Genomic DNA, 20,371 nt, shown 5'->3' on the forward strand with positions numbered 1-20,371 from the left:
CAATATGAAAAAAAAGGTTATTATAGACTGTGATCCGGGTTATGATGATGCCTTAGCTCTTATGCTTGCATTTGGAAGCGATGAGCTTCAGGTTGAAGCCGTTACGACTTGCGCAGGGAATCAGACTCAGGAGATGGTGTATACAAACGCAAAAAGGCTAATAAAGCTCATGGGCGCAAAGACCATAGTTGCGCCGGGAGCTTTAAAGCCTCTTTCCAGAGGCCTTGTGACTGCTTCGTCAGTTCACGGTGAAACGGGAATGGACGGAGTTGACCTTCCGGATGAGGATATAGGCGAGATCAAAAGCTGTGCGGTGGACATAATGGCAGACATAATAGAAAAAAGCGATGAAAAGATCATATTAATACCCACGGGGCCGCTTACAAACATAGCGCTGTTACTGTCGATATACCCTCATCTAAAAGAAAAAATAGAGCTCATATCGCTTATGGGCGGAGCATGTAACGGAGGAAATGTCACTGCGTGTGCGGAATTTAACATATATGTCGATCCTGAAGCGGCCGACATAGTTTTCAAATCCGGAGTTCCTATAGTAATGAGCGGGCTTGACGTTACTCACAAGGCTGTAATATACAAAGAGGAAATGGATATATTTGGGACTATAGGAAATGCATCGGGAAATGCCGCATTCCAGATACTTCAAAACTACTATAAATTCTATTCGCAGCATACCGACTTAAACGGTGCGGTTATGCATGACGCATGCGCTGTTGCCTATGTTATGAATCCAGAAATATTCGAGTGCAAGGACTGCCATATAGATGTCGAGACTAAAGGAGAACATACCACGGGGCAGACTGTTGTCGACATCGGAGACAAAAGAGGAAATGGAATAAACGCTAAAATAGCAATGAACATAGACAAGGAAGCTCTTATGAAGATGATGTATTCTTCAATAAGCCGCCTTTTGTAAGTTTGAAAACAATAGGCCAGTCTATAAAGAGCAAAGGGAATATTTGAACATTCTCTTTGCTCTTTTTGTTTAAAAAATAATGAGAGTAATTTGTATTTCATATATCGATGGTCAGTATGCTATAATTTATGAGTATACAATATTAGAGGGTGGTTATATGAGTATTTATGACCCTATACTGACAATAAAGGGAATAGGACCTAAAAAGGCAAAGTATTTCAATCAGATGGGGATATTTTCAATAAAAGATCTTTTATATTATTTTCCTAGAGCATATGAGGACAGGAGCAAAATAAAAAACATATCCTCTATGGCAGAAGGGGAAAAGGCGTACATAAGGGCCGTCATAAAAAAGATTGAAAACAAAAAGGTCAAACACGGGCTCAGAATGAGCAAGGTTTTAATATATGACGGGCAAGAGAGCATATATGCCGTGTTTTTCAACAAAAATCACATGGTGAAGACTTTTTCAAAAGGCCAGGAAGTTCTCGTATATGGAAAACTCAGCAAAAAGGGAGTATATACTCAAATTGACGGATATGAAATGTACAGGGCATCAGAAGCCGGTGGGAATCAAAAAATAGGAGCTGTAGTTCCAGTATATCCACTTAGTGGGAAGATAAGCAATACGGACATATACGCCTCTGTCAAAAGGGCTTTTGAAATGGTAAGCTCGGAACTAGAAAAGGACCATATTCCAGCCAGCATATTAAAGGAGGAGGGCCTTTGCCCTTTGAACACTGCACTTGAAAATATACATTTCCCAAGGGATAAAAAAAGCCTTAGGCAGTCCATGTACAGAATGGTGTTTGAGGAGTTTTTCATAATGCAGTGCAGGCTCAGACTTAACGAAAGAAACAATTTGGCAAAAAAATCATGTGTCGTAAAAAAAGAAGAAAAGATTTACGAGCTTATAGACTCGCTTCCGTTCAAGCTCACAAAAGCCCAGGTAAAGGCCATAGATGAGATAATGGGAGAAATGGCCTTGGGGATGCCAATGAACAGGCTCCTCCAAGGCGACGTGGGGTGCGGCAAGACGATAATAGCCGCAATATGCATGGCCAATTGTGCATTTGGCGGATACCAAAGCCTTATGATGGTTCCTACGGAAGTGGTGGCTCAGCAGCACTATAATTCAATCAGTGCGACTTTGGAGAAATTTGGTGTTAAAACGGCGCTTCTTACAGGAAACACAAAAAAAGATACTAGGGAAGACATTTACAGCCGTATGAAATCAGGAGATATAGACATTTTAGTGGGCACGCACGCCCTCATACAGGAAGGGCTTGAATGTGAGAATGTAGCCCTTGTCATTACAGACGAGCAGCATAGATTCGGCGTGAGCCAAAGGAATATGCTATCGAAAAAGGGAAATAGCCCACATGCGCTGTACATGTCGGCCACCCCGATTCCGAGGTCCCTTGCCATAACGATGTATGCAGATATGGATATGACCGTTGTGGACGAACTTCCAAGCGGAAGGAAAAAAGTGATTACGAGCATAATTACAGGGGAAAAGAGAAAACAGTTGTATGATTCACTAATGGAAAAGGTGAAAAGCGGAGTCCAGGCCTACATAGTATGTCCTCTTGTAGAGGAGTCGGACTCATTAAGCCTTAATTCTGCCGTGGAAACCTATGAGAAGCTCAAAAGACTTTGGAAAGGCAGCGTAAAGGTGGGGCTTTTGCATGGAAGGCTCAGCTCTGAAGAAAAGGAAGATACAATAAGAGATTTTAAAAGTGCGAAGATAGATGTACTTGTATGCACGACTGTAGTTGAAGTGGGAGTCGATGCGCCAAATGCAAGCATAATAATAATTGAAAATGCAGAAAGATTCGGGCTTTCACAGCTCCATCAGCTGCGGGGAAGAGTCGGCAGAGGGAGCATACAGTCATACTGCGTCCTCGTGTGTGAAAGCTGTTCAGGTGAAAGCATAAAGAGGCTGAACGTCATAAAGCAAAGCTGCAATGGGTTTGAAATAGCCCAAAAGGACCTTGAAATCAGAGGACCTGGCGAGTTTGCGGGCCACAGGCAGCATGGAATGCTTAATTTCAGGATTGCCGATATTTCAAGGCATCCAGACATACTTGAAAAGGCGAAGAAACAAGTGGACAAATTGATTGAAGAAGGCATAAGGCTTGAGTCGGATGGAAACAGTCTGCTTAAAAACATTATTGTTAAAAATGGGAACACAGACATTTGTTGAATACATTATAAATATGTTAAAATATAGGAAGGTGAAGTAGCAATGAGAGTAATTTCAGGAACGGCAAGAGGGTTGAAACTCCAATCGCCAAAGGGGCTAAGTACAAGGCCGACTACGGACAGGGTGAAGGAGTCGATGTTTAATATAATAAGTTTTAGAGTAAGAGAAAGCCGCGTTTTGGACGTTTTCGCCGGGAGCGGCGCACTTGGAATAGAAGCTCTTTCGAGAGGAGCTGACAGCTGCACATTTGTAGATTCGAGCAGGGAAAGCATAGAAATTATAAATGAAAACCTCAAAAAAGCAAGGCTGGGTGACAGGGCTGAGGTGATATCGTCTAAAGTAGAATCTGCACTTTCCAGGCTGTCGGGTGGAAAATTTGACATGATATTCATGGACCCTCCATACTGCAAAGGGTTTATAGAACCTGTGCTTTCATCAATCGTTGAAAATAGTGTTTTAGATGCAGGTGGAATAGTGGTGGTTGAGCATGACTCGAGCGATAAAACCCCTCAAAGTGTAAAGGGCCTAGTCAAGTCGGACGAGAGAACTTATGGAGGAACAACAATTTCTTTTTACGAAATGGAGGATTAAAATGGCAAAAATAGCAGTCTACCCGGGAAGCTTCGATCCGATAACAAAAGGACATTTGGATATAATAAAGAGAGGCTCGAAGCTTTTTGACAAGCTCATAGTGGCGGTTTTAAACAATTCTCAAAAAAAATGCATGTTCACGTTTGAAGAAAGGGTGGAAATGCTAAGAGAAATAACAGCTGAAATGGAAAATGTGGAAATAGATGCATTTTCGGGGCTTCTTATAGATTACTGCAAGAAAAAGAGGGTAAATGCAATAGTAAGAGGTCTTAGGGCGATTTCGGATTTTGAATATGAACTCCAAATGGCTCAGATGAACAGACAGCTCAACAGTGAAACAGAGACCATATTTTTGACAACAAGCACAAAGTATTCATTTTTAAGCTCCACACTTGTAAAAGAAGTTGCGGGCTTAAATGGAGATATAAGTGAATTTGTTCCGTCAATAGTTCTAAGAGAATTAAACAAGAAACTAAAAGGGGATGAATAGCATGGAGGTGTTTAGGCTTTTGGAGGAGTTGGAGGACCTTATAGACGAGAGTTCTTCGATTCCTTTTGGAAACAAGGTGCTTTTAGACAAAAAGGAAGCACTTGAAATAATAAAGGAAGTCAGGATTCAGCTTCCTGATGAGATCAAGCAGGCAGAGTGGATCAACACTGAAAGGCAAAGGATTCTTGCGGAAGGGCAAAAGGAAGCCGATGCCATAGTGGAAGAGGCCAAGATTTACATACAGGAAAAAATCGAGGCGAGCGAGATAATAAAAGAGGCGCAAAAACAAGCTGATGATATGATTTTAGAAGCACAAAAGATTTCAAATGAAATGAAAATAGGTGCAGGGGAATATGCGGATGAAATGCTAAACAGGGTTCAGCAGGATTTTGAAGAGATGCTGGAAACTATTGCTGAAAACAGAGAAGAACTCAGCAGGATGAGTAGGTAGAAAGTATACATAAATAAATGAAATTGCCTATGGATTGCTCTAAGCAACGTATTATTAAAGGCTGTTTGAAAGAGGTATGATATGTTCACTCCCATAAAAAACAAGAAGCTATACGAACAGGTTATAGAACAGATACAAAACATGATAATGAATGGACAACTTAAAAGGGGAGATAAGCTTCCTTCGGAAAGAGAGCTTGCCGAAACACTTGGAGTAAGCAGAACGTCAATAAGAGAGGCATTAAGAGCCCTAGAAATACTCGGTGTTATCGAAAGTAGACAGGGAGAGGGAAATTTTATAAACGGTTCAATAAAGAGCGGATTTTTTGAACAGCTTTCGATAGTGTTTAGACTCGATGAAGGAAGTTCCCTTGATGTGCTGGACCTTAGAAAGATAATAGAGGTTGAAGCCGCAGGACTTGCCGCTGCAAGGATAACAGACAAGCAGTCGGATGAACTTGGAAAGCTTATTGATGAATTTGAAAAGGCAAAAAATAACGAGGTGGAAAGCGCAAGACTTGACAAGGAGATACACTACAAGATTGCAAGTATAACTGGGAATAAGCTTATTGTAAACTTGCTTGAGACCATATCATCTCTTATGGAGTCCTTCATAAAGGACGCAAGGCAGAAGATACAGGAAAAAGATGAAACTAGAATGATTCTTGTTAAGCAGCATAAGATGATATGCAGTGCAATAATGGAAAGAAATGTTGAAAAATCAATGAAGGCCATGAAGGAACATCTAGACTATATAAACAACATTTATCCGGATATGATAGATAGTTGATATACGGAATATAAAATGCATGTGTATAGTGAATGCTGGAATCGTAGTTGTTAAAAATTATGCGAAGTAAGACTTAAATACGAGCAGGGATAATATTTTTTTGAAAATGTCTTTTAAAAAAACAATACAAAACGGGGTATGCAGAGATTTGAGTGCATACCCCGTTTTGTTTAAAAAAAAACAAATGTTTGAATAATCTGAAAATAAGATATAATATAGGTATGGTGGCTGGGTGGTAATACCAATAAAAAAGGAGGTTTGTTATGAATTCCTATTTAATGTTTTTTATAGCTTTACTGCCAATACTTTGGCTCATGACATCACTTGGGGTACTTAAATTGCCTGCGCACAAGGCGTGCAGCATTGCTTTGGCGGTGACATTTGGACTTGCAGTGTTGGTTTGGAAAATGCCGTTTGGCGCAGCAACTAGCGCAGCAGTGGAAGGTGCGCTTATAGGGCTTTGGCCAATAATGATAGTCATAATAGCGGCCATATTCACTTATAACTTGGCACTGCACACGAAAAGTATGGACGTAATAAAAAAGATGCTTTCAGGAATATCGACAGACAGAAGAATTCAGGTGTTAATACTTGCATGGGGGTTTGGTGGATTCCTTGAATCAGTTGCTGGATATGGAACTGCAGTTGCAATACCTGCAAGCATTTTGGCTTCACTGGGGTTTGACCCGCTTTTTGCGGCAGTCATATGCCTTATAGCTAATACGGTTCCTACGGCATTTGGAGCTGTGGGGATACCGGTTACAACACTGGCAAAGGTTACAGATCTTAACGTTATGATACTCAGCAGTGAAATAGGGATTCAATTGGCTCTTTTCATAGTTATAATCCCGTTTATACTTGTGGCGATGACATCAAAAGGTTTTTCGGGACTCAAGGGGGTGCTTGGCATAACTCTTGCTTCAGGTCTTTCGTTTGCATTGCCTCAAGTGCTTGCAGCAAGATACATTGGAGCGGAACTTCCGGCACTTCTTGGAAGCATATGCAGCATGGCGGTTACAATAGGCATGGCAAAGCTGTTTCATAAAGACAAAACATCATCAGAAGAGTCTGTAATCAGCTTTAAACAAGGATATATGGCATGGCTGCCATATATACTCATATTTGTATTTATAATAGGAACAAGCCCTCTTCTCCCAAATGTTAATCATTTGGCGGGAGCGGTAAAGAGCAGCTTTACAATATATCAGGGAGAAGGCGCAAAGGCCACAAGCTTTAAATGGCTGGCAACCCCTGGAACACTCATACTGATTGCAACCTTCATCGGTGGAATCATTCAGGGCGCAAAATTCTCTGAAATACTCGATGTTCTGGTGAAAACCGCAAAACAGCTTACAAAGTCGACTATTACAGTAGTTTCAATAGTCGCCATGGCAAAGATTATGGGATATAGTGGTATGATTACATCCATAGCAGTAGTAATGGTCCAGATCACGGGGAAATACTATCCGCTTATAGCACCCCTGATAGGAATGCTTGGAACTTTTGTCACTGGAAGCGATACTTCGTCTAATATACTGTTTGGAGAGCTTCAAAAACAGGTGGCGGGCAACATAGGGGCAAGTCCCTACTGGCTGGCAGCTGCAAACACATCTGGAGCTACAGCCGGAAAGATGATATCGCCTCAAAGCATAGCGGTGGCAACATCTGCAACAGGTCTTGTGGGGCTTGAAGGTAAGATATTCAACCAGACCTTAAAATTTTGTATGGTGTATGTACTGGCGCTTGGAATACTTGTATACTTTGGAGGATGGCTTGCAGCAATATAATCAATATATTGATATAAAAATTTTTAGATTAACTGGTATGACCATAATACCGAAATGAAAAAGGAGGATTAGACATGGAAATAGTTGTTTGTATAAAACAGGTGCCCGGCAATTCAAATGTAGAAGTGGATGAAAAGACTGGGGTTTTAAAAAGGGATGGGGCGGATTCAAAGATGAATCCATATGACCTTTATGCTATTGAAACTGCAATGAATATAAAAGAAAGCGTTGGGGCAAAGGTCAGTGCCATAAGCATGGGGCCTCCGCAGGCGGCTGATGTCATAAGGGAAGCATATATGATGGGTGTTGACGAAGGGGCTCTTCTTACAGACAGGAAGTTTGCAGGGGCGGATGTGCTTGCTACGGCATACACAATTTCACAGGGAATTAAAAAAATAGGCAGTCCGGACCTTATAATATGTGGGAAGATGACTACGGATGGCGATACGGCACAGGTTGGTCCTGAAATGGCGGAGTTTTTGGGAATTCCCCATATTGCAAATGTACTCAAAATAGTGGAACTTAAAGAGGACTCCATAGTGGTGGAAATGGATATGCAGAACACAGTTGAACTGGCAAATATCAAATACCCGTGTCTTATAACTGTTGAAAAGGGAATATTCCAGCCGAGGCTTCCATCATTTAAGCTCAAGATGGCCACGAAGGACAGAGAGGTTAAATTCTACTCGCTTGAAGACTACTATGACAAGGATGAGAGCAGATACGGACTTACAGGCTCGCCTACGCAAGTTAAAAGGATATTCCCACCAAAGGCAAATGACAGTCATGAAATGTGGGAAGGGGATCCTGAGGAAGTATCTCAAAAACTCTTTGGAAAACTAAAAGAATTAAAATTCATATAGGGGGAGTGGAAAATGGCGAAAATCACAGTGAATCAAAACAGGATTTCAGATACTTCAAAAGTTACATCTCTTTGTCCTTTTGGGGCGATAGAGTTAATTGATGGGAAAGTCGAAATAAACTCAGCCTGTAAAATGTGCAGGCTTTGTATTAAAAATGGACCTGAAGGAGCATTTGAATTTGTAGAAGATAAAATAGAGGCCATAGACAAGAGCAAGTGGAGAGGGATAGTTGTTTATGTAGACCATGTTGAAGGGCAGATACATCCGGTTACAATGGAACTTATAGGAAAGGCTAAGGAGATGGCAAAAAAGATAGATCATCCGGTTTACTGCCTTTTCATGGGTCACAATATAAGGAAAGCTGCAAAAGAACTGCTGCATTACGGTGTAGATGAGGTGTTTGTATACGACTATAGTGAACTGGAAAACTTCAGGATAGAACCGTATGCGGCTGCATTTGAAGACTTTATAGACAAAAACAGGCCTTCTATAGCGCTTGTTGGAGGAACTACAATAGGAAGGTCACTTGCACCGAGGGTAGCGGCACGTTTTAGGACGGGGCTTACAGCAGATTGTACAATTTTGGACGTGCAGGAGAACACCGACCTTGACCAGATAAGGCCGGCATTTGGTGGAAATATAATGGCCCATATATATACGCCAAACCATAGGCCTCAATTTGCAACGGTAAGATACAAAATATTCTCGGCGCCTCAAAGAGGGGAAAATCCAAGCGGGAAAATCACTGTATGTGATATGGCTACTAAAAAGCTCCATTCAGATATAGATGTAATCGAGGTTAGAAAAAAAATCATGGAAAAGGGAATTGAAGAAGCTGAGGCCATAGTTGTAGCGGGAAGGGCAATAAAGAAAGAGGAAGATCTTTCGCTGATAAACGAACTTGCAGACCTTTTGGGGGCTAAGGTAGCAGTAACAAGACCACTTATAGAGTCCGGATGGGAGGATGCCAAAAAGCAAATAGGTCTTAGCGGAAGGACTGTAAAGCCAAAGCTCATAATAACATGCGGTGTTTCAGGCGCCATACAGTTTGTGGCAGGCATGAACAATTCGGAGTGTATAATATCGATAGACAAGGACAAAAATGCACCGATATTTAACGTAGCTCACTATGGAATAATAGGTGATGTATACGAGGTCGTCCCAAGACTTATAGAAAATATAAAAAGTGGAAAAGGGCTTATAGGGTAAGGCTTAATATTAATTGCGGAGGTGTTTGGAATTATGGCTTACAAAATTGTCGATTCTCAAGATATAGAATATTTGAGGGGAATTTGCGGACCTGACAAGGTTTTTGTTGGGGAAGAGATAAATGAAGATTTTTGGAGGGACGAGCTGGCTGGAATTAAAAAATCTCCAGAAGTTCTGGTTGAGGTAGATAATGCAGACACGGTTTCAAAGATTATGAAGTATGCGTTTGAAAATAAAATCCCTATTACGCCCAGAGGCTCTGGGACAGGACTTGTAGGTGGCGCTGTTGCCATAAATGGCGGAATAATGATAAATATGAGCAAGATGAACAAAATACTTGAAATAGATGAGGAAAACCTCACTCTGACTGTGGAACCGGGGGTGCTTCTTATGGAGATATCGAAGTATGTGGAAGAACACGACCTTTTTTATCCGCCGGATCCAGGTGAAAAGAGTGCCACGATAGGAGGCAATATAAGCACTAATGCAGGCGGAATGAGAGCTGTCAAATATGGAGTGACAAGAGACTATGTAAGAGGGCTTGAGGTTGTGCTTCCCAATGGAGAGATAATCACTGTGGGAGGAAAAGTAGTTAAAAACAGTTCGGGATACAGTCTCAAGGACATGTTTGTAGGGGCTGAAGGAACTCTTGGAATAATAACAAAGGCTACGCTTAAGCTTCTTCCGCTACCCCAAAAGGCCATAAGTCTTCTAATACCTTTTCCGAATCTTGAAATGGCAATAGAGACAGTTCCAAGGATAATAAAGTCAAAGGCAATACCTACTGCAATAGAATACATGGTAAGAGATGTAATACTTGCTTCGGAAGAGTTTCTGGGGAAAAAATTTCCAGACAGTACCTCGGATGCATATCTGCTGCTGACATTTGACGGCAACAGCACCCAGGAAATAGAGGATTCATATGAAAAAGTGGCAAACATATGTCTCGAATCTGGAGCTCTTGATGTGCTTATATCAAATACCCAGGAAAGGCAGGAGTCAATATGGTCTGCCAGGGGAGCGTTCTTGGAGGCCATAAAGGCGTCAACCACTGAAATGGATGAGTGTGACGTCGTAGTTCCAAGAAACAGGATTGCGGAATTTGTGAAGTTTTCAGATGAGCTTCAAGGCGAATTTGGAATAAGGATAAAGAGTTTTGGCCATGCAGGAGATGGGAATCTTCACATATATATACTCAGGGACGATCTGGACCAAGAAGATTGGGAGACCAAGCTTGGCGGGGTGTTTGAAAAGATGTACCAAAAATCAAGAGAGCTGGGGGGCAAGGTATCTGGAGAGCACGGGATAGGTTTTGCAAAAAGATCTTTCCTTAAGGATTCCCTTGGAGATACGGGCATTCAGCTTCTAAAAAACATAAAAGCCGCGTTTGACCCGGATAACATATTGAATCCAGGCAAAGTATGCTAGGTGATGAATATTTATTTATCGAATAATAATATTGAAGGGCAGTTTCAAAAGTGAGATTTTTCTGAAAATTCCCTACTCCACAGAGCCCGTAAAGGTATGGGATCTGTGGAGCAGGGTTTTAAAAATAAATATAAAAAGCTAAATTGTCCAATGAAAACGAACTGGGAATATATTGAAATTCATGCATGTGATTGTGAAAAAATATTCAAAATATGGCTCTGGATATGAATGAAAAGTAAAATTGTATAATGTTGAAAATGTTTTTAAATGGACATTTTTACAGATAATGAAAATGCAGTGGAGTGGAATTTTAAAAGGGGCAACTTGCGTATATGGCTGTACGATATGAAAATTGAACTTTTATTGAATTTAATATTATAAAAACGGCTTAAAATCAAGAAAGTAAAGTAAATATGATGGGAACGTTAATAAATTAATTTATCGCAATAAGCTGAGTCTTTGTGATATACTATAAATGGCAATTATTGATGGGGTGCAAAAATGTAGTAGCTTTTTACAAAATTTTTAACAGAAATTCAGAGAAATTTAGAAAGTAGGAGGTATTTTGATGAATCTTTCAACTTTTAGAGGCGGTATTCATCCTCCACACGAAAAGAAGTATACAGAACACAATTCTACAAAAAGGGCCAATGAGCCCGGTTTTGTATACATACCTCTTCAGCAGCACATAGGAGCTCCTTGTGCTTGCCTGGTCAAGGTAGGAGATTATGTCAAGGTAGGGCAAAAATTGGGCGAAGCGCAGGGATTTGTTTCTGCACCGGTGCATTCATCTGTATCGGGAACTGTAAAGGGCATTAAGGAAATGCCATCGCCTATGGGTGCCAAGACCATGTGTGTAGTGGTGGAAAACGATTTTAAAGACGAAAAACATGAAAGCGTTGAGCCGAGGGGAAGTCTTGAAAGCCTTAAACCTGAGGAGATAGTGGAGATAATAAAGGAGTCGGGAATAGTCGGGATGGGAGGAGCTACTTTTCCAACACATGTAAAGCTTTCTCCACCAAAGGAAAAGACTATAGATGTTGTAATACTAAACGGGGCAGAATGTGAACCTTATCTTACTGCGGACCATAGGCTTATGCTTGAACAGCCTGGCGAAGTGATTTACGGGCTTAAAGCTCTTATGAAGGCGCTTGGCGTTAAGCTTGGTTACATAGGAATAGAAGACAACAAGCCGGATGCGATAGAAGTGATGCAAAAGGCTGCAAGTGAAGAGGCAGGCATAGAAATTGTCCCTCTGAAGACAAAATATCCGCAAGGGGCTGAAAAACAGCTTATCTATGCATGCACAAAAAGAGAAGTTCCATCGGGCGGGCTGCCAATGGATGTTGGGGCTGTGGTAAACAACGTTGGAACAGCAGCTCAGATTGCAGTTTCAATAAAGACAGGAATGCCTCTTATAGAGAGGATAACGACTGTAACCGGAAGCACTATTGCAAATCCTCAAAACCTTATCATAAAGATAGGAACGCTTTACAGCGAAATAGTCGAGCAGTGCGGCGGATTCAAAGAGGAGCCTGGAAAGATTATATCTGGAGGGCCTATGATGGGTCTTGCGCAAAGCACGCTAGAGCAGCCTGTAATAAAGGGTACATCAGGAATACTGTGCCTTAGCAAGCAGGAGGCGAGTCTTCCGCAGCCTGAAAACTGCATAAGATGCGGTAAATGTGTGGAAGTATGCCCGGCATTTTTACAGCCGATATATATAAGTGCATATTCGCTTAAATATGATTTTGAAAAGGCAGAGGAATACAGGGCTCTTGACTGCATTGAGTGCGGATCATGTTCTTTCATATGTCCGTCAAAGCGTCCTCTTCTTCAGTCTATAAGAGTTGCAAAAAAAGAGATAATTTCAAACAGAAGAAAGCAAAACAAGTAGCAGGGAGGTAGGACAATGAGTCAAAATCTGATAGTTTCATCTTCTCCACATTTGAGAAATGGAGAAAACATATCGACAATAATGAGAGATGTCGTTATAGCCCTTCTTCCGGCGACGATAGGCTCAATATACTTTTTTAGAATGGGAGCTATAACGGTAATACTGTCCGCAGTTATAGGAGCGGTGGCTGCTGAAGCACTCATACAGAAAATGATGGGGAAAAAGATAACTGTAAACGACTGGTCGGCAGTGGTTACGGGCCTTCTTCTGGCTTTTAACATTCCGCCTTATGCACCATGGTGGCTGCCTCTTGTAGGTTCGTTTTTCGCAATAATAATAGTAAAGCAGCTTTTTGGAGGAATAGGACATAACTTTATGAACCCGGCACTTGCAGCCCGTGCAATGCTACTTGCTTCATGGCCGGTTGAAATGACAGCTTGGAAGGCTCCGGGAGCTGATGTTGTATCAACTGCGACACCTCTTGGAGTTCTTATGGAACAGGGCAAGGATGCGGCTCTTAGCGGGGTAAGCCTTAAGAATCTAATGATTGGAAACATAGGAGGCTGCGTAGGAGAGACTTCGGCGATTCTTCTGATCATAGGGGGAATATACCTTTTTTACAGGGGAGTAATAACGTATGTGATCCCTGCGTACTATATAGGTACTGTTGCAGTGCTAACGCTTTTAATAGGCGGATTTGACATCAACTACATGCTTTTCCACCTGTTTTCAGGGGGACTTATGATAGGTGCTATATATATGGCTACAGACTACGCCTCATCGCCTGTCACACATAAGGGACAGATAGTGTATGCCGTTGGAGCGGGAATACTGCTTACTGTAATAAGGGTGTGGGGAGGATATCCTGAAGGATGTTCTTATTCGATACTGCTTATGAACGTGGCGGCTCCGCTTATAGACAGATATACAGCTCCTAGAGTATTTGGGGAGGTGGCTAAATAATGAAAGAAATCACCAAACTTGGGATAATGCTGCTTGTGATAGCTTCAATATCGGCAGTAGTGCTAGGATTTACAAATGAGATCACAAAGCCTATAATACAGGCTCAGGCAGAGCAGGCCAGCAATAAGGCCAGAGCGGAAATACTTCCGGCTGCAAAAGAATTTGAGGAAGTTTCTGGAGAGGATTTTGGTCCCGTAGTGAAAGAGGTCTATAAGGGAATAGATGGCGAGACTGTGGGATATACCATAAAAACTGTTCCAACCAGCGGATATGGAGGAGCCATAGAGGTTACAGTTGGGATAAGCGCGGACGGAAAGATAACGGGAGTCAACATAGGAAGCCATGCGGAGACTCCGGGACTTGGAGCAAAGGCAAGCGGCGAATTCAAGGACCAGTACACTGGAAAGGCTGTGGAAAAGGAAATTGAGGTCATAAAGGCAGGATCGCCACAGGACAACCAGATAGTTGCAATTTCAGGAGCCACAATAACGTCAAATGCTGTAACTGAAGGCGTAAATGAGGCAATAAGAGTATTTAATGAAGTACTACAGTAGCTTGGAGGTGAAATGATGAAACTTGCTAAGATATTTAAAAATGGTGTTATAAATGAAAACCCTATATTTGCGCAGGTGCTTGGAATGTGTCCGACGCTTGCGGTTACAACATCTGCAGAAAACGGACTGGGTATGGGTCTTGCGACTACAGCGGTGCTTATTTGTTCAAACTTCGTGATATCGCTAGTTAGAAAGTTCATACCTTCAAAGATAAGAATACCTGCTTTCATAGTTGTAATAGCGACATTTGTTACTCTTGTTGGAATGCTTCTAAAGGCGTATATGCCAGCGCTCGATGCGGCACTGGGACTGTTCATACCTCTTATAGTGGTAAACTGTCTTATACTTGCAAGAGCTGAAAGTTTTGCATCCAAGAATAATCCCGTTTCATCAATTGTAGATGGACTTGGAATGGGGCTTGGATTTGCGCTTTCACTTACAATCCTTGGCTCTGTAAGAGAACTGTTTGGAAACGGAAGCGTATTTGGAATGAGCCTGCTTGGAAGTACATACAACCCGGCACTTATAATGATACTTCCGCCAGGGGCGTTTTTGGCGCTTGGCCTTTTACTTGCCGGCTTCAAGAAGCTTACAGCGGCAAAATAAAAAGAGAGTAGGGAGGTTGAAAGATGAAGACTATATTTATAATACTGCTGAGTTCCATACTAGTAAACAACTTTGTAATGTCAAAGTTTCTTGGAATATGTCCGTTCCTTGGAGTTTCCAAGAAGGTTGAAACTTCTCTTGGTATGGGGATGGCGGTTACATTCGTAATGACACTTGCTTCTATAATTACTTATTTTGTACAGATTCTTCTTGTGAAGATGCATATAGAATTCCTGCAGACAATAGCGTTCATACTTGTAATAGCTTCGCTTGTGCAGTTTGTTGAAATGGTTATACAAAAGGTGAGCCCTACGCTTTACCAAGCGCTTGGTGTCTTCCTTCCGCTTATAACTACAAACTGTGCCGTGCTAGGGGTTTCGATACTTAACGTGCAAAGCGAATACAACCTTGTTCAGACTATATTCAACGGACTAGGTGCGGCCATAGGATTTACGCTTGCAATAGTACTGTTTGCAGGAATAAGAGAGAGACTCGAAATATCAGATGTTCCGGAAATATTCAAGGGATTCCCTATAGCGCTCATAACTGCGGGACTTATGTCTATAGCCTTTCTTGGATTTGCAGGACTTGTATAGGAGGTGCGATGATTGGATAATGTAATAGTAAACTCGGTTTTGAGCCTTGGGGCAATGGGACTTTTATTTGGAGCGGGACTTGCATATGCATCGCAGAAGTTTGCAGTGGAAGTCGATCCAAAGGCTGAGGCTATAAATGATGCATTGCCTGGAGCTAACTGCGGAGGCTGCGGACTTCCAGGATGCGGTGCGCTTGCACAGGCCATAGCAAAGGGTGAGGCTCCTGTCAATGCATGTCCAGTAGGAGGGGCAGCAGCAGCAGAGGCCATAGCGGGCATAATGGGAGTATCTGCCGATGCCGGAGAGAAAAAGGTTGCAAGGGTCATATGCAAGGGAACTTGTGAATCAGCTAAAGACAAGGCACAGTATCAGGGTATAAGTGACTGCAAGGCTGCGGTTCTTGCGAACAGCGGAGCGAAATCATGCCAGTACGGATGCCTTGGACTTGGAACATGCGAAAAGGTATGTGCATTTGGAGCCATATATATGAAAGACGGTATAGCGCATATAGACAAGGACAAATGCGTGGCTTGCGGCAAATGTATCGAGGCGTGTCCTAAAGCCGTAATAGACTGGGTTCCTTATAAGCAGGAAGTTGTTGTGGACTGCAACAGCAAGGAATTCGGCAAGGCTGTCAAGGATAAATGCTCGGTGGGATGCATAGGATGCGGAATATGCGCGAAGGTTTGCCCGTTTGATGCAATAACAATAGAAAACAAGCTTGCCAAGATAGACTATGAAAAATGTAAGCAGTGCTATAAATGCGTTGTAAAATGTCCTACGGGTGCCATATCTGGAAATGTTGAAAAAGCTGAGAAGATTAAAAAGGCAATGAAGGCAAAAGAAGAAAGAGATAAGGAAAAAGCAAAAGAAGAAGCTGCAAAAGCTTAAAGCGTGGAAATACGATTAAAAAGCAACAGCATGCATTGTGCCTGCTGTTGCTTTTTTTGTTTTTGAGTGATAAACTAAATCGTTGGGCAGGTATGGGAAAATTCTAATGAGAAAATTATATCTGCACTGGAATATGCTTTATCTGAAGAGGAGGTAACCATGAAAAAAATAATATTGTCGTCAGCTTCCCCGAGAAGAAAAGAACTGCTTGAGCAAATAGGGGTTAAGTTTGATATAATTGTAAGTGACATTGACGAAAATATAGATGGAGATATGGACCCTACAGAGATTGTGAAAAAGCTTGCACTCATGAAGGCAGAAAATGTATATGATTTAGAGGGAAATCAGGATGCTATAGTCATAGGTGCTGATACCATAGTTGTGCATGAGGGCAGGGTTATAGGAAAGCCTGCAGATGAAAAAGACGCTTTTAAAATATTGAGCAGTTTGAGTGGGAATATTAACTATGTCTATACCGGCGTTGCGGTTGTAAGCAGTGAAAGTGTAATCAATTTTTACGAAGAGACAAAGGTGTATATGAAAAATATGACAGAACAAGACATATATGAATATATAAAAACTTCAGAGCCAATGGACAAGGCGGGAGCCTATGGAATACAGGGGATTGGAGCCGTGTTTGTTGAAAAGATAGAAGGGGACTATAATAATGTGGTAGGTCTTCCTCTTGCAAGGCTTTATGATGTGATGAAAGAGCTGGACGAAAACCTTATAAAGTGGAACTGATTGTACAGGAATGCAGCGGCAAAATGTAGACATGAATTGAGATGGAATTTGAGTGTGATGGGCATAAGAGCTTTGGACATTAAGGAAGTATTAATTTTGAACTCTCGGGCTATTTTTTTTAACTGATATGTTATATAATTCAAGGAGGGAAAAACTATGAGCGGATCTGAGAGCATACTTATAAATGAAATGTCAGAATATGAACGTCCAAGAGAAAAGCTTATGGCCAAAGGCGTAAAATACCTTTCAAACTCAGAACTACTTGCAATACTCATAAGAACGGGTAGCAAGAACCTATCGGCGATAGATCTTGCAAATAGAGTAATAAATGCGGACATTGAAGGCATAAGAAGACTTCAAAATATAACGGTTGAAGAGCTTAGCAGCATAAAGGGCATAGGAAATGCAAAGGCCTGCCAGATAATAGCGGCCTTGGAGCTTGGGAAAAGGATATCGAGACTTTCCAAGGGGCACAATCCGCAAATAACTCATCCAAGCGATATATCAAACATATACATGGAAGATATGAGATACTTAAAAAAAGAGGTGTTTAAGACCGTACTGCTGAACACTAAAAATGAAGTTATGTGCGATATAGATGTTTCCACGGGAACGCTTAACTCGTCAATAGTACATCCGAGGGAAGTGTTTATAGAGCCCATAAAAAGAAGCGCAAACAGTATAGTGCTGGTTCACAACCATCCTTCTGGAAACCCTTCGCCGAGCAGCGAGGACAAGAATATAACCAGAAGACTTTTGGAATGCGCCGATATAATAGGGATAAAAATACTTGATCACATAATACTTGGGGATGGAGTATATTTTAGTTTTAAAGAGCATTCGCTCATCTAGAAAGGAGATCGACATCAATGTCTAAGGATAAAACAAACAAAAGCAAAAGTAAAACTAAATCACCAAAAAAGAAGCTGGGGTTTAACTTTTTTAGTATAAAAACTAATGACATGGGGATAGACCTTGGAACTGCAAATACAGTTGTATATTTGAGAGGCAAAGGCATAGTCCTTAGGGAGCCTTCAGTTGTAGCTATAGAGGAGCATGGCAAGTCAGTGCTTGAAGTCGGGGAAGAAGCAAAAAAAATGATAGGGAGAACGCCTGGAAACATAGTGGCAATAAGGCCAATGAGAGACGGTGTCATTGCGGATTTTGATGTGACTCAAAGCATGATAAAATATTTCATAAAGAAGGCAAGCCCTCAAAAAACTGTATTCAGCCCTAGAATAGTAATATGTATACCATTTGGAATTACTGAGGTTGAAAAAAGAGCGGTTGAAGACGCCGCCATGCAGGCAGGCGCAAGAGAGGTCTATCTCATAGAAGAGCCTATGGCCGCTGCAATTGGTGCTGGGCTCCAGGTCGCAGAGCCATATGGAAACATGGTAGTGGATATAGGCGGAGGAACTACTGAAATAGCGGTTATATCGCTTGGAGGGATAGTTACGGCCAAGTCAGTAAGAGTTGGAGGAGATGAGCTTGACGATTCAATAGTGAGCTACGTCAAAAAGGCATATAACCTCATGATAGGCGAAAGAACTGCGGAGGAAATTAAAATAACCATAGGATCGGCACATGAATATGAGGCCGGAGAAAAGAAGATGATGATAAGGGGACGGGACCTTGTGCAGGGACTTCCAAAGACAATAGAAGTGGATGCTCATGAGATAAGACAGGCACTTAGCGAACCTGTGACGGTAATACTGGATGCTGTAAAGGCGACGCTTGAAAAGACTCCGCCAGAACTTGCTGCAGACATAATGACAAACGGCATAATGCTCACAGGAGGAGGCGCACTTTTAAAGGGGCTTGATGTCCTTATAAAGAATGAGACATTCATGCCTGTCAAGATAGCAGAAAATCCTCTTGACTGTGTTGCACTTGGAACAGGCAAGGTCATTGAAGAGATAGAGAGTCTTAAAAAGGTTTTAATATCAACAAAAAAACTGTAACAGATGGTGATGCCAAAAATGAGACTTAAAATAAAAAAATACAATAGAAATAAAAAAGAAGTGATAGCAGCTGTTAGTGTGGCTATCACTCTATTTTTAATTACGCTTTTTTCGATGGGAGGAAATAATGCCTTGGCAAAGGTGTCATCAGGCACCATTGACACATTCAGCCCCATGCAGGGTGCTATAGGAGGCTTTTTTTCGGGCATGAATAGAAACATAAGCGGCATGTTCAGTTACAATGAAAATATGAAGCAGATTGAAGATTTAAGAAAAGAAAATCAGCAGCTTAAAAAAGAGCTCATAGAAATGGACATATCAAAAGAAGATATAAGGAATTTTGAAGAATTGAAAAAGGCTCTCAACTACGTGGAAATTACAAAGCCCAATAGCTATATCAGTGCAAGAGTTGTGGCGAAAAACGATGGGAACTGGTATGAGAGTTTTGTGATAAGCGCAGGAGAAAAAGACGGAGTTGAAGTGGAAAGCATAGTGGTTACAGGGGACGGACTGGCGGGAATAGTATATGAAGTGTCTTCGGATTATTCAAAGGTAATATCCCTGCTCAACTATAAATCGGCAGTAAGTTTCAAGGTTCTAAGAAAGAGCGATTACATGGGGGTTATAAGAAAGAATATCTCCGTGGATTCGGCTAAGAATGTCAAGGGATATCTTATGGGCTACATGTTTGACATGGAATATGATGCGGTTCCCGGAGACATTCTAATAACATCAGGGCTTGGAATGTATCCAGAAGGAATCCCGATAGGCGAAATAGAACAGGTTATAGAAGACAAGAGGAATCTTGTGAAGAACATAAGGGTAAGACCTTATGTGAATTTCAAAAATCTGGATGACGTGATGATAATAAACCCAAATAGAATTGAGTAGGGCGGTAATAAAATGAAAACTTCAATTTTTTTGACCATGTCATTTATACTGGTCATATTTGAAAACAGCATACTGAACCATTTTAATATATTTGGCTCATCGGTAGATTTTCTGCTTGTATATATCTGCCTGATTTCGATATCTGTAGAGAAAAAAACAGCAGTAATAACAGCAATATGCGCAGGTTTTTTCAGGGATATGCTTGTTGGCAATGTAATAGGTCTGGAGGCTTTGATATTTTTCATAATAGCGCAAGTATACAGCTATATAAAAGATAAGATATTCAAGGAAAGCAGATTTACAATAGCTGTGCTTTTAATATTTGCAAGCATGGTGAGCTGTGCATTCAAGATGATTTTTTACAGAGAGTATATAAATGGAAACCTATATACTACAATGCTTAGGAATTTCGCTGTATTTCCTATTGCAAACAGCATATTTTCTGTGGTCTTATACAGGCTCTGGGAAAGGCTCGACAATAAATTTAAGAAGGCAACATCGCTTTACTAGATGTGTA

Annotated in this window: 21 protein-coding genes; all 21 read left to right on the forward strand. The window is 41.3% G+C overall.

What is annotated here, in order from left to right:
• Positions 1-4 precede the first annotated feature (4 nt).
• The gene (locus tag BUQ87_RS03530; RefSeq protein WP_038267829.1) at positions 5-934 is read left to right on the forward strand and encodes a nucleoside hydrolase; all 930 of its coding nucleotides are present in this window, start codon (positions 5-7) and stop codon (positions 932-934) included.
• A 157-nt stretch (positions 935-1,091) separates the two neighbouring features.
• Positions 1,092-3,140 carry an ATP-dependent DNA helicase RecG gene (recG, locus tag BUQ87_RS03535; RefSeq protein WP_038267831.1) on the forward strand — a complete coding sequence of 683 codons (2,049 nt, stop codon included), beginning with the start codon at positions 1,092-1,094 and terminating at the stop codon, positions 3,138-3,140.
• Positions 3,141-3,182: 42 nt separating this feature from the next.
• Positions 3,183-3,731, forward strand: coding sequence for a 16S rRNA (guanine(966)-N(2))-methyltransferase RsmD (rsmD, locus tag BUQ87_RS03540; protein WP_038267833.1), 549 nt, complete (start codon positions 3,183-3,185; stop codon positions 3,729-3,731).
• A gap of 1 nt (position 3,732) precedes the next feature.
• Positions 3,733-4,221, forward strand: a complete 489-nt coding sequence (coaD, locus tag BUQ87_RS03545) for a pantetheine-phosphate adenylyltransferase (RefSeq protein WP_038267836.1) — start codon at positions 3,733-3,735, stop codon at positions 4,219-4,221.
• A gap of 1 nt (position 4,222) precedes the next feature.
• Positions 4,223-4,672: a hypothetical protein gene (locus tag BUQ87_RS03550; RefSeq protein WP_038267837.1), complete on the forward strand. Its 450-nt coding sequence runs from the start codon at positions 4,223-4,225 to the stop codon at positions 4,670-4,672.
• 81 nt (positions 4,673-4,753) lie between these two features.
• Positions 4,754-5,461: a FadR/GntR family transcriptional regulator gene (locus BUQ87_RS03555; protein WP_038267839.1), complete on the forward strand. Its 708-nt coding sequence runs from the start codon at positions 4,754-4,756 to the stop codon at positions 5,459-5,461.
• 263 nt (positions 5,462-5,724) lie between these two features.
• Complete coding sequence (locus BUQ87_RS03560; RefSeq protein WP_038267841.1) at positions 5,725-7,248, forward strand: L-lactate permease; 1,524 nt, start codon at positions 5,725-5,727, stop codon at positions 7,246-7,248.
• 74 nt (positions 7,249-7,322) lie between these two features.
• A complete protein-coding gene (locus BUQ87_RS03565; RefSeq protein WP_038267844.1) occupies positions 7,323-8,111 on the forward strand; it encodes an electron transfer flavoprotein subunit beta/FixA family protein in 789 nt (262 codons plus the stop codon).
• 12 nt (positions 8,112-8,123) lie between these two features.
• The gene (locus tag BUQ87_RS03570) at positions 8,124-9,320 is read left to right on the forward strand and encodes an FAD-binding protein (protein WP_038267847.1); all 1,197 of its coding nucleotides are present in this window, start codon (positions 8,124-8,126) and stop codon (positions 9,318-9,320) included.
• Between the two features lie 33 nt (positions 9,321-9,353).
• Complete coding sequence (locus BUQ87_RS03575) at positions 9,354-10,748, forward strand: FAD-binding oxidoreductase (protein ID WP_038267849.1); 1,395 nt, start codon at positions 9,354-9,356, stop codon at positions 10,746-10,748.
• Between the two features lie 568 nt (positions 10,749-11,316).
• Positions 11,317-12,645, forward strand: coding sequence for an electron transport complex subunit RsxC (gene rsxC / locus BUQ87_RS03580; protein ID WP_038267854.1), 1,329 nt, complete (start codon positions 11,317-11,319; stop codon positions 12,643-12,645).
• Between the two features lie 15 nt (positions 12,646-12,660).
• Positions 12,661-13,608, forward strand: a complete 948-nt coding sequence (locus tag BUQ87_RS03585) for an RnfABCDGE type electron transport complex subunit D (protein WP_038267856.1) — start codon at positions 12,661-12,663, stop codon at positions 13,606-13,608.
• Positions 13,608-14,162, forward strand: coding sequence for an RnfABCDGE type electron transport complex subunit G (locus BUQ87_RS03590; protein ID WP_038267858.1), 555 nt, complete (start codon positions 13,608-13,610; stop codon positions 14,160-14,162). The genes BUQ87_RS03585 and BUQ87_RS03590 overlap by 1 nt, the downstream gene beginning before the upstream one ends.
• A gap of 15 nt (positions 14,163-14,177) precedes the next feature.
• Positions 14,178-14,768 (forward strand): electron transport complex subunit RsxE, encoded by a 591-nt coding sequence (gene rsxE / locus BUQ87_RS03595; protein WP_143182392.1) that lies wholly within the window; start codon positions 14,178-14,180, stop codon positions 14,766-14,768.
• Between the two features lie 23 nt (positions 14,769-14,791).
• A complete protein-coding gene (gene rsxA / locus BUQ87_RS03600; RefSeq protein WP_038267863.1) occupies positions 14,792-15,364 on the forward strand; it encodes an electron transport complex subunit RsxA in 573 nt (190 codons plus the stop codon).
• Between the two features lie 12 nt (positions 15,365-15,376).
• Positions 15,377-16,255 carry an RnfABCDGE type electron transport complex subunit B gene (locus BUQ87_RS03605; protein WP_077216644.1) on the forward strand — a complete coding sequence of 293 codons (879 nt, stop codon included), beginning with the start codon at positions 15,377-15,379 and terminating at the stop codon, positions 16,253-16,255.
• A gap of 159 nt (positions 16,256-16,414) precedes the next feature.
• Positions 16,415-16,999, forward strand: a complete 585-nt coding sequence (locus BUQ87_RS03610) for a Maf family protein (RefSeq protein WP_038267866.1) — start codon at positions 16,415-16,417, stop codon at positions 16,997-16,999.
• Positions 17,000-17,155: 156 nt separating this feature from the next.
• Positions 17,156-17,851: a RadC family protein gene (gene radC / locus BUQ87_RS03615; RefSeq protein ID WP_038267869.1), complete on the forward strand. Its 696-nt coding sequence runs from the start codon at positions 17,156-17,158 to the stop codon at positions 17,849-17,851.
• 17 nt (positions 17,852-17,868) lie between these two features.
• On the forward strand, positions 17,869-18,963 hold the full coding sequence (locus BUQ87_RS03620) for a rod shape-determining protein (protein WP_074210029.1): 1,095 nt from the start codon (positions 17,869-17,871) through the stop codon (positions 18,961-18,963).
• A gap of 18 nt (positions 18,964-18,981) precedes the next feature.
• Positions 18,982-19,854 (forward strand): rod shape-determining protein MreC, encoded by an 873-nt coding sequence (gene mreC, locus BUQ87_RS03625; protein WP_038267873.1) that lies wholly within the window; start codon positions 18,982-18,984, stop codon positions 19,852-19,854.
• 12 nt (positions 19,855-19,866) lie between these two features.
• Positions 19,867-20,364 (forward strand): rod shape-determining protein MreD, encoded by a 498-nt coding sequence (gene mreD, locus BUQ87_RS03630; RefSeq protein WP_038267876.1) that lies wholly within the window; start codon positions 19,867-19,869, stop codon positions 20,362-20,364.
• Positions 20,365-20,371 lie beyond the last annotated feature (7 nt).

The organism is Peptoclostridium litorale DSM 5388 (assembly GCF_900141635.1).
Taxonomy (GTDB): Bacteria; Bacillota; Clostridia; order Peptostreptococcales; family Peptostreptococcaceae; genus Peptoclostridium; species Peptoclostridium litorale.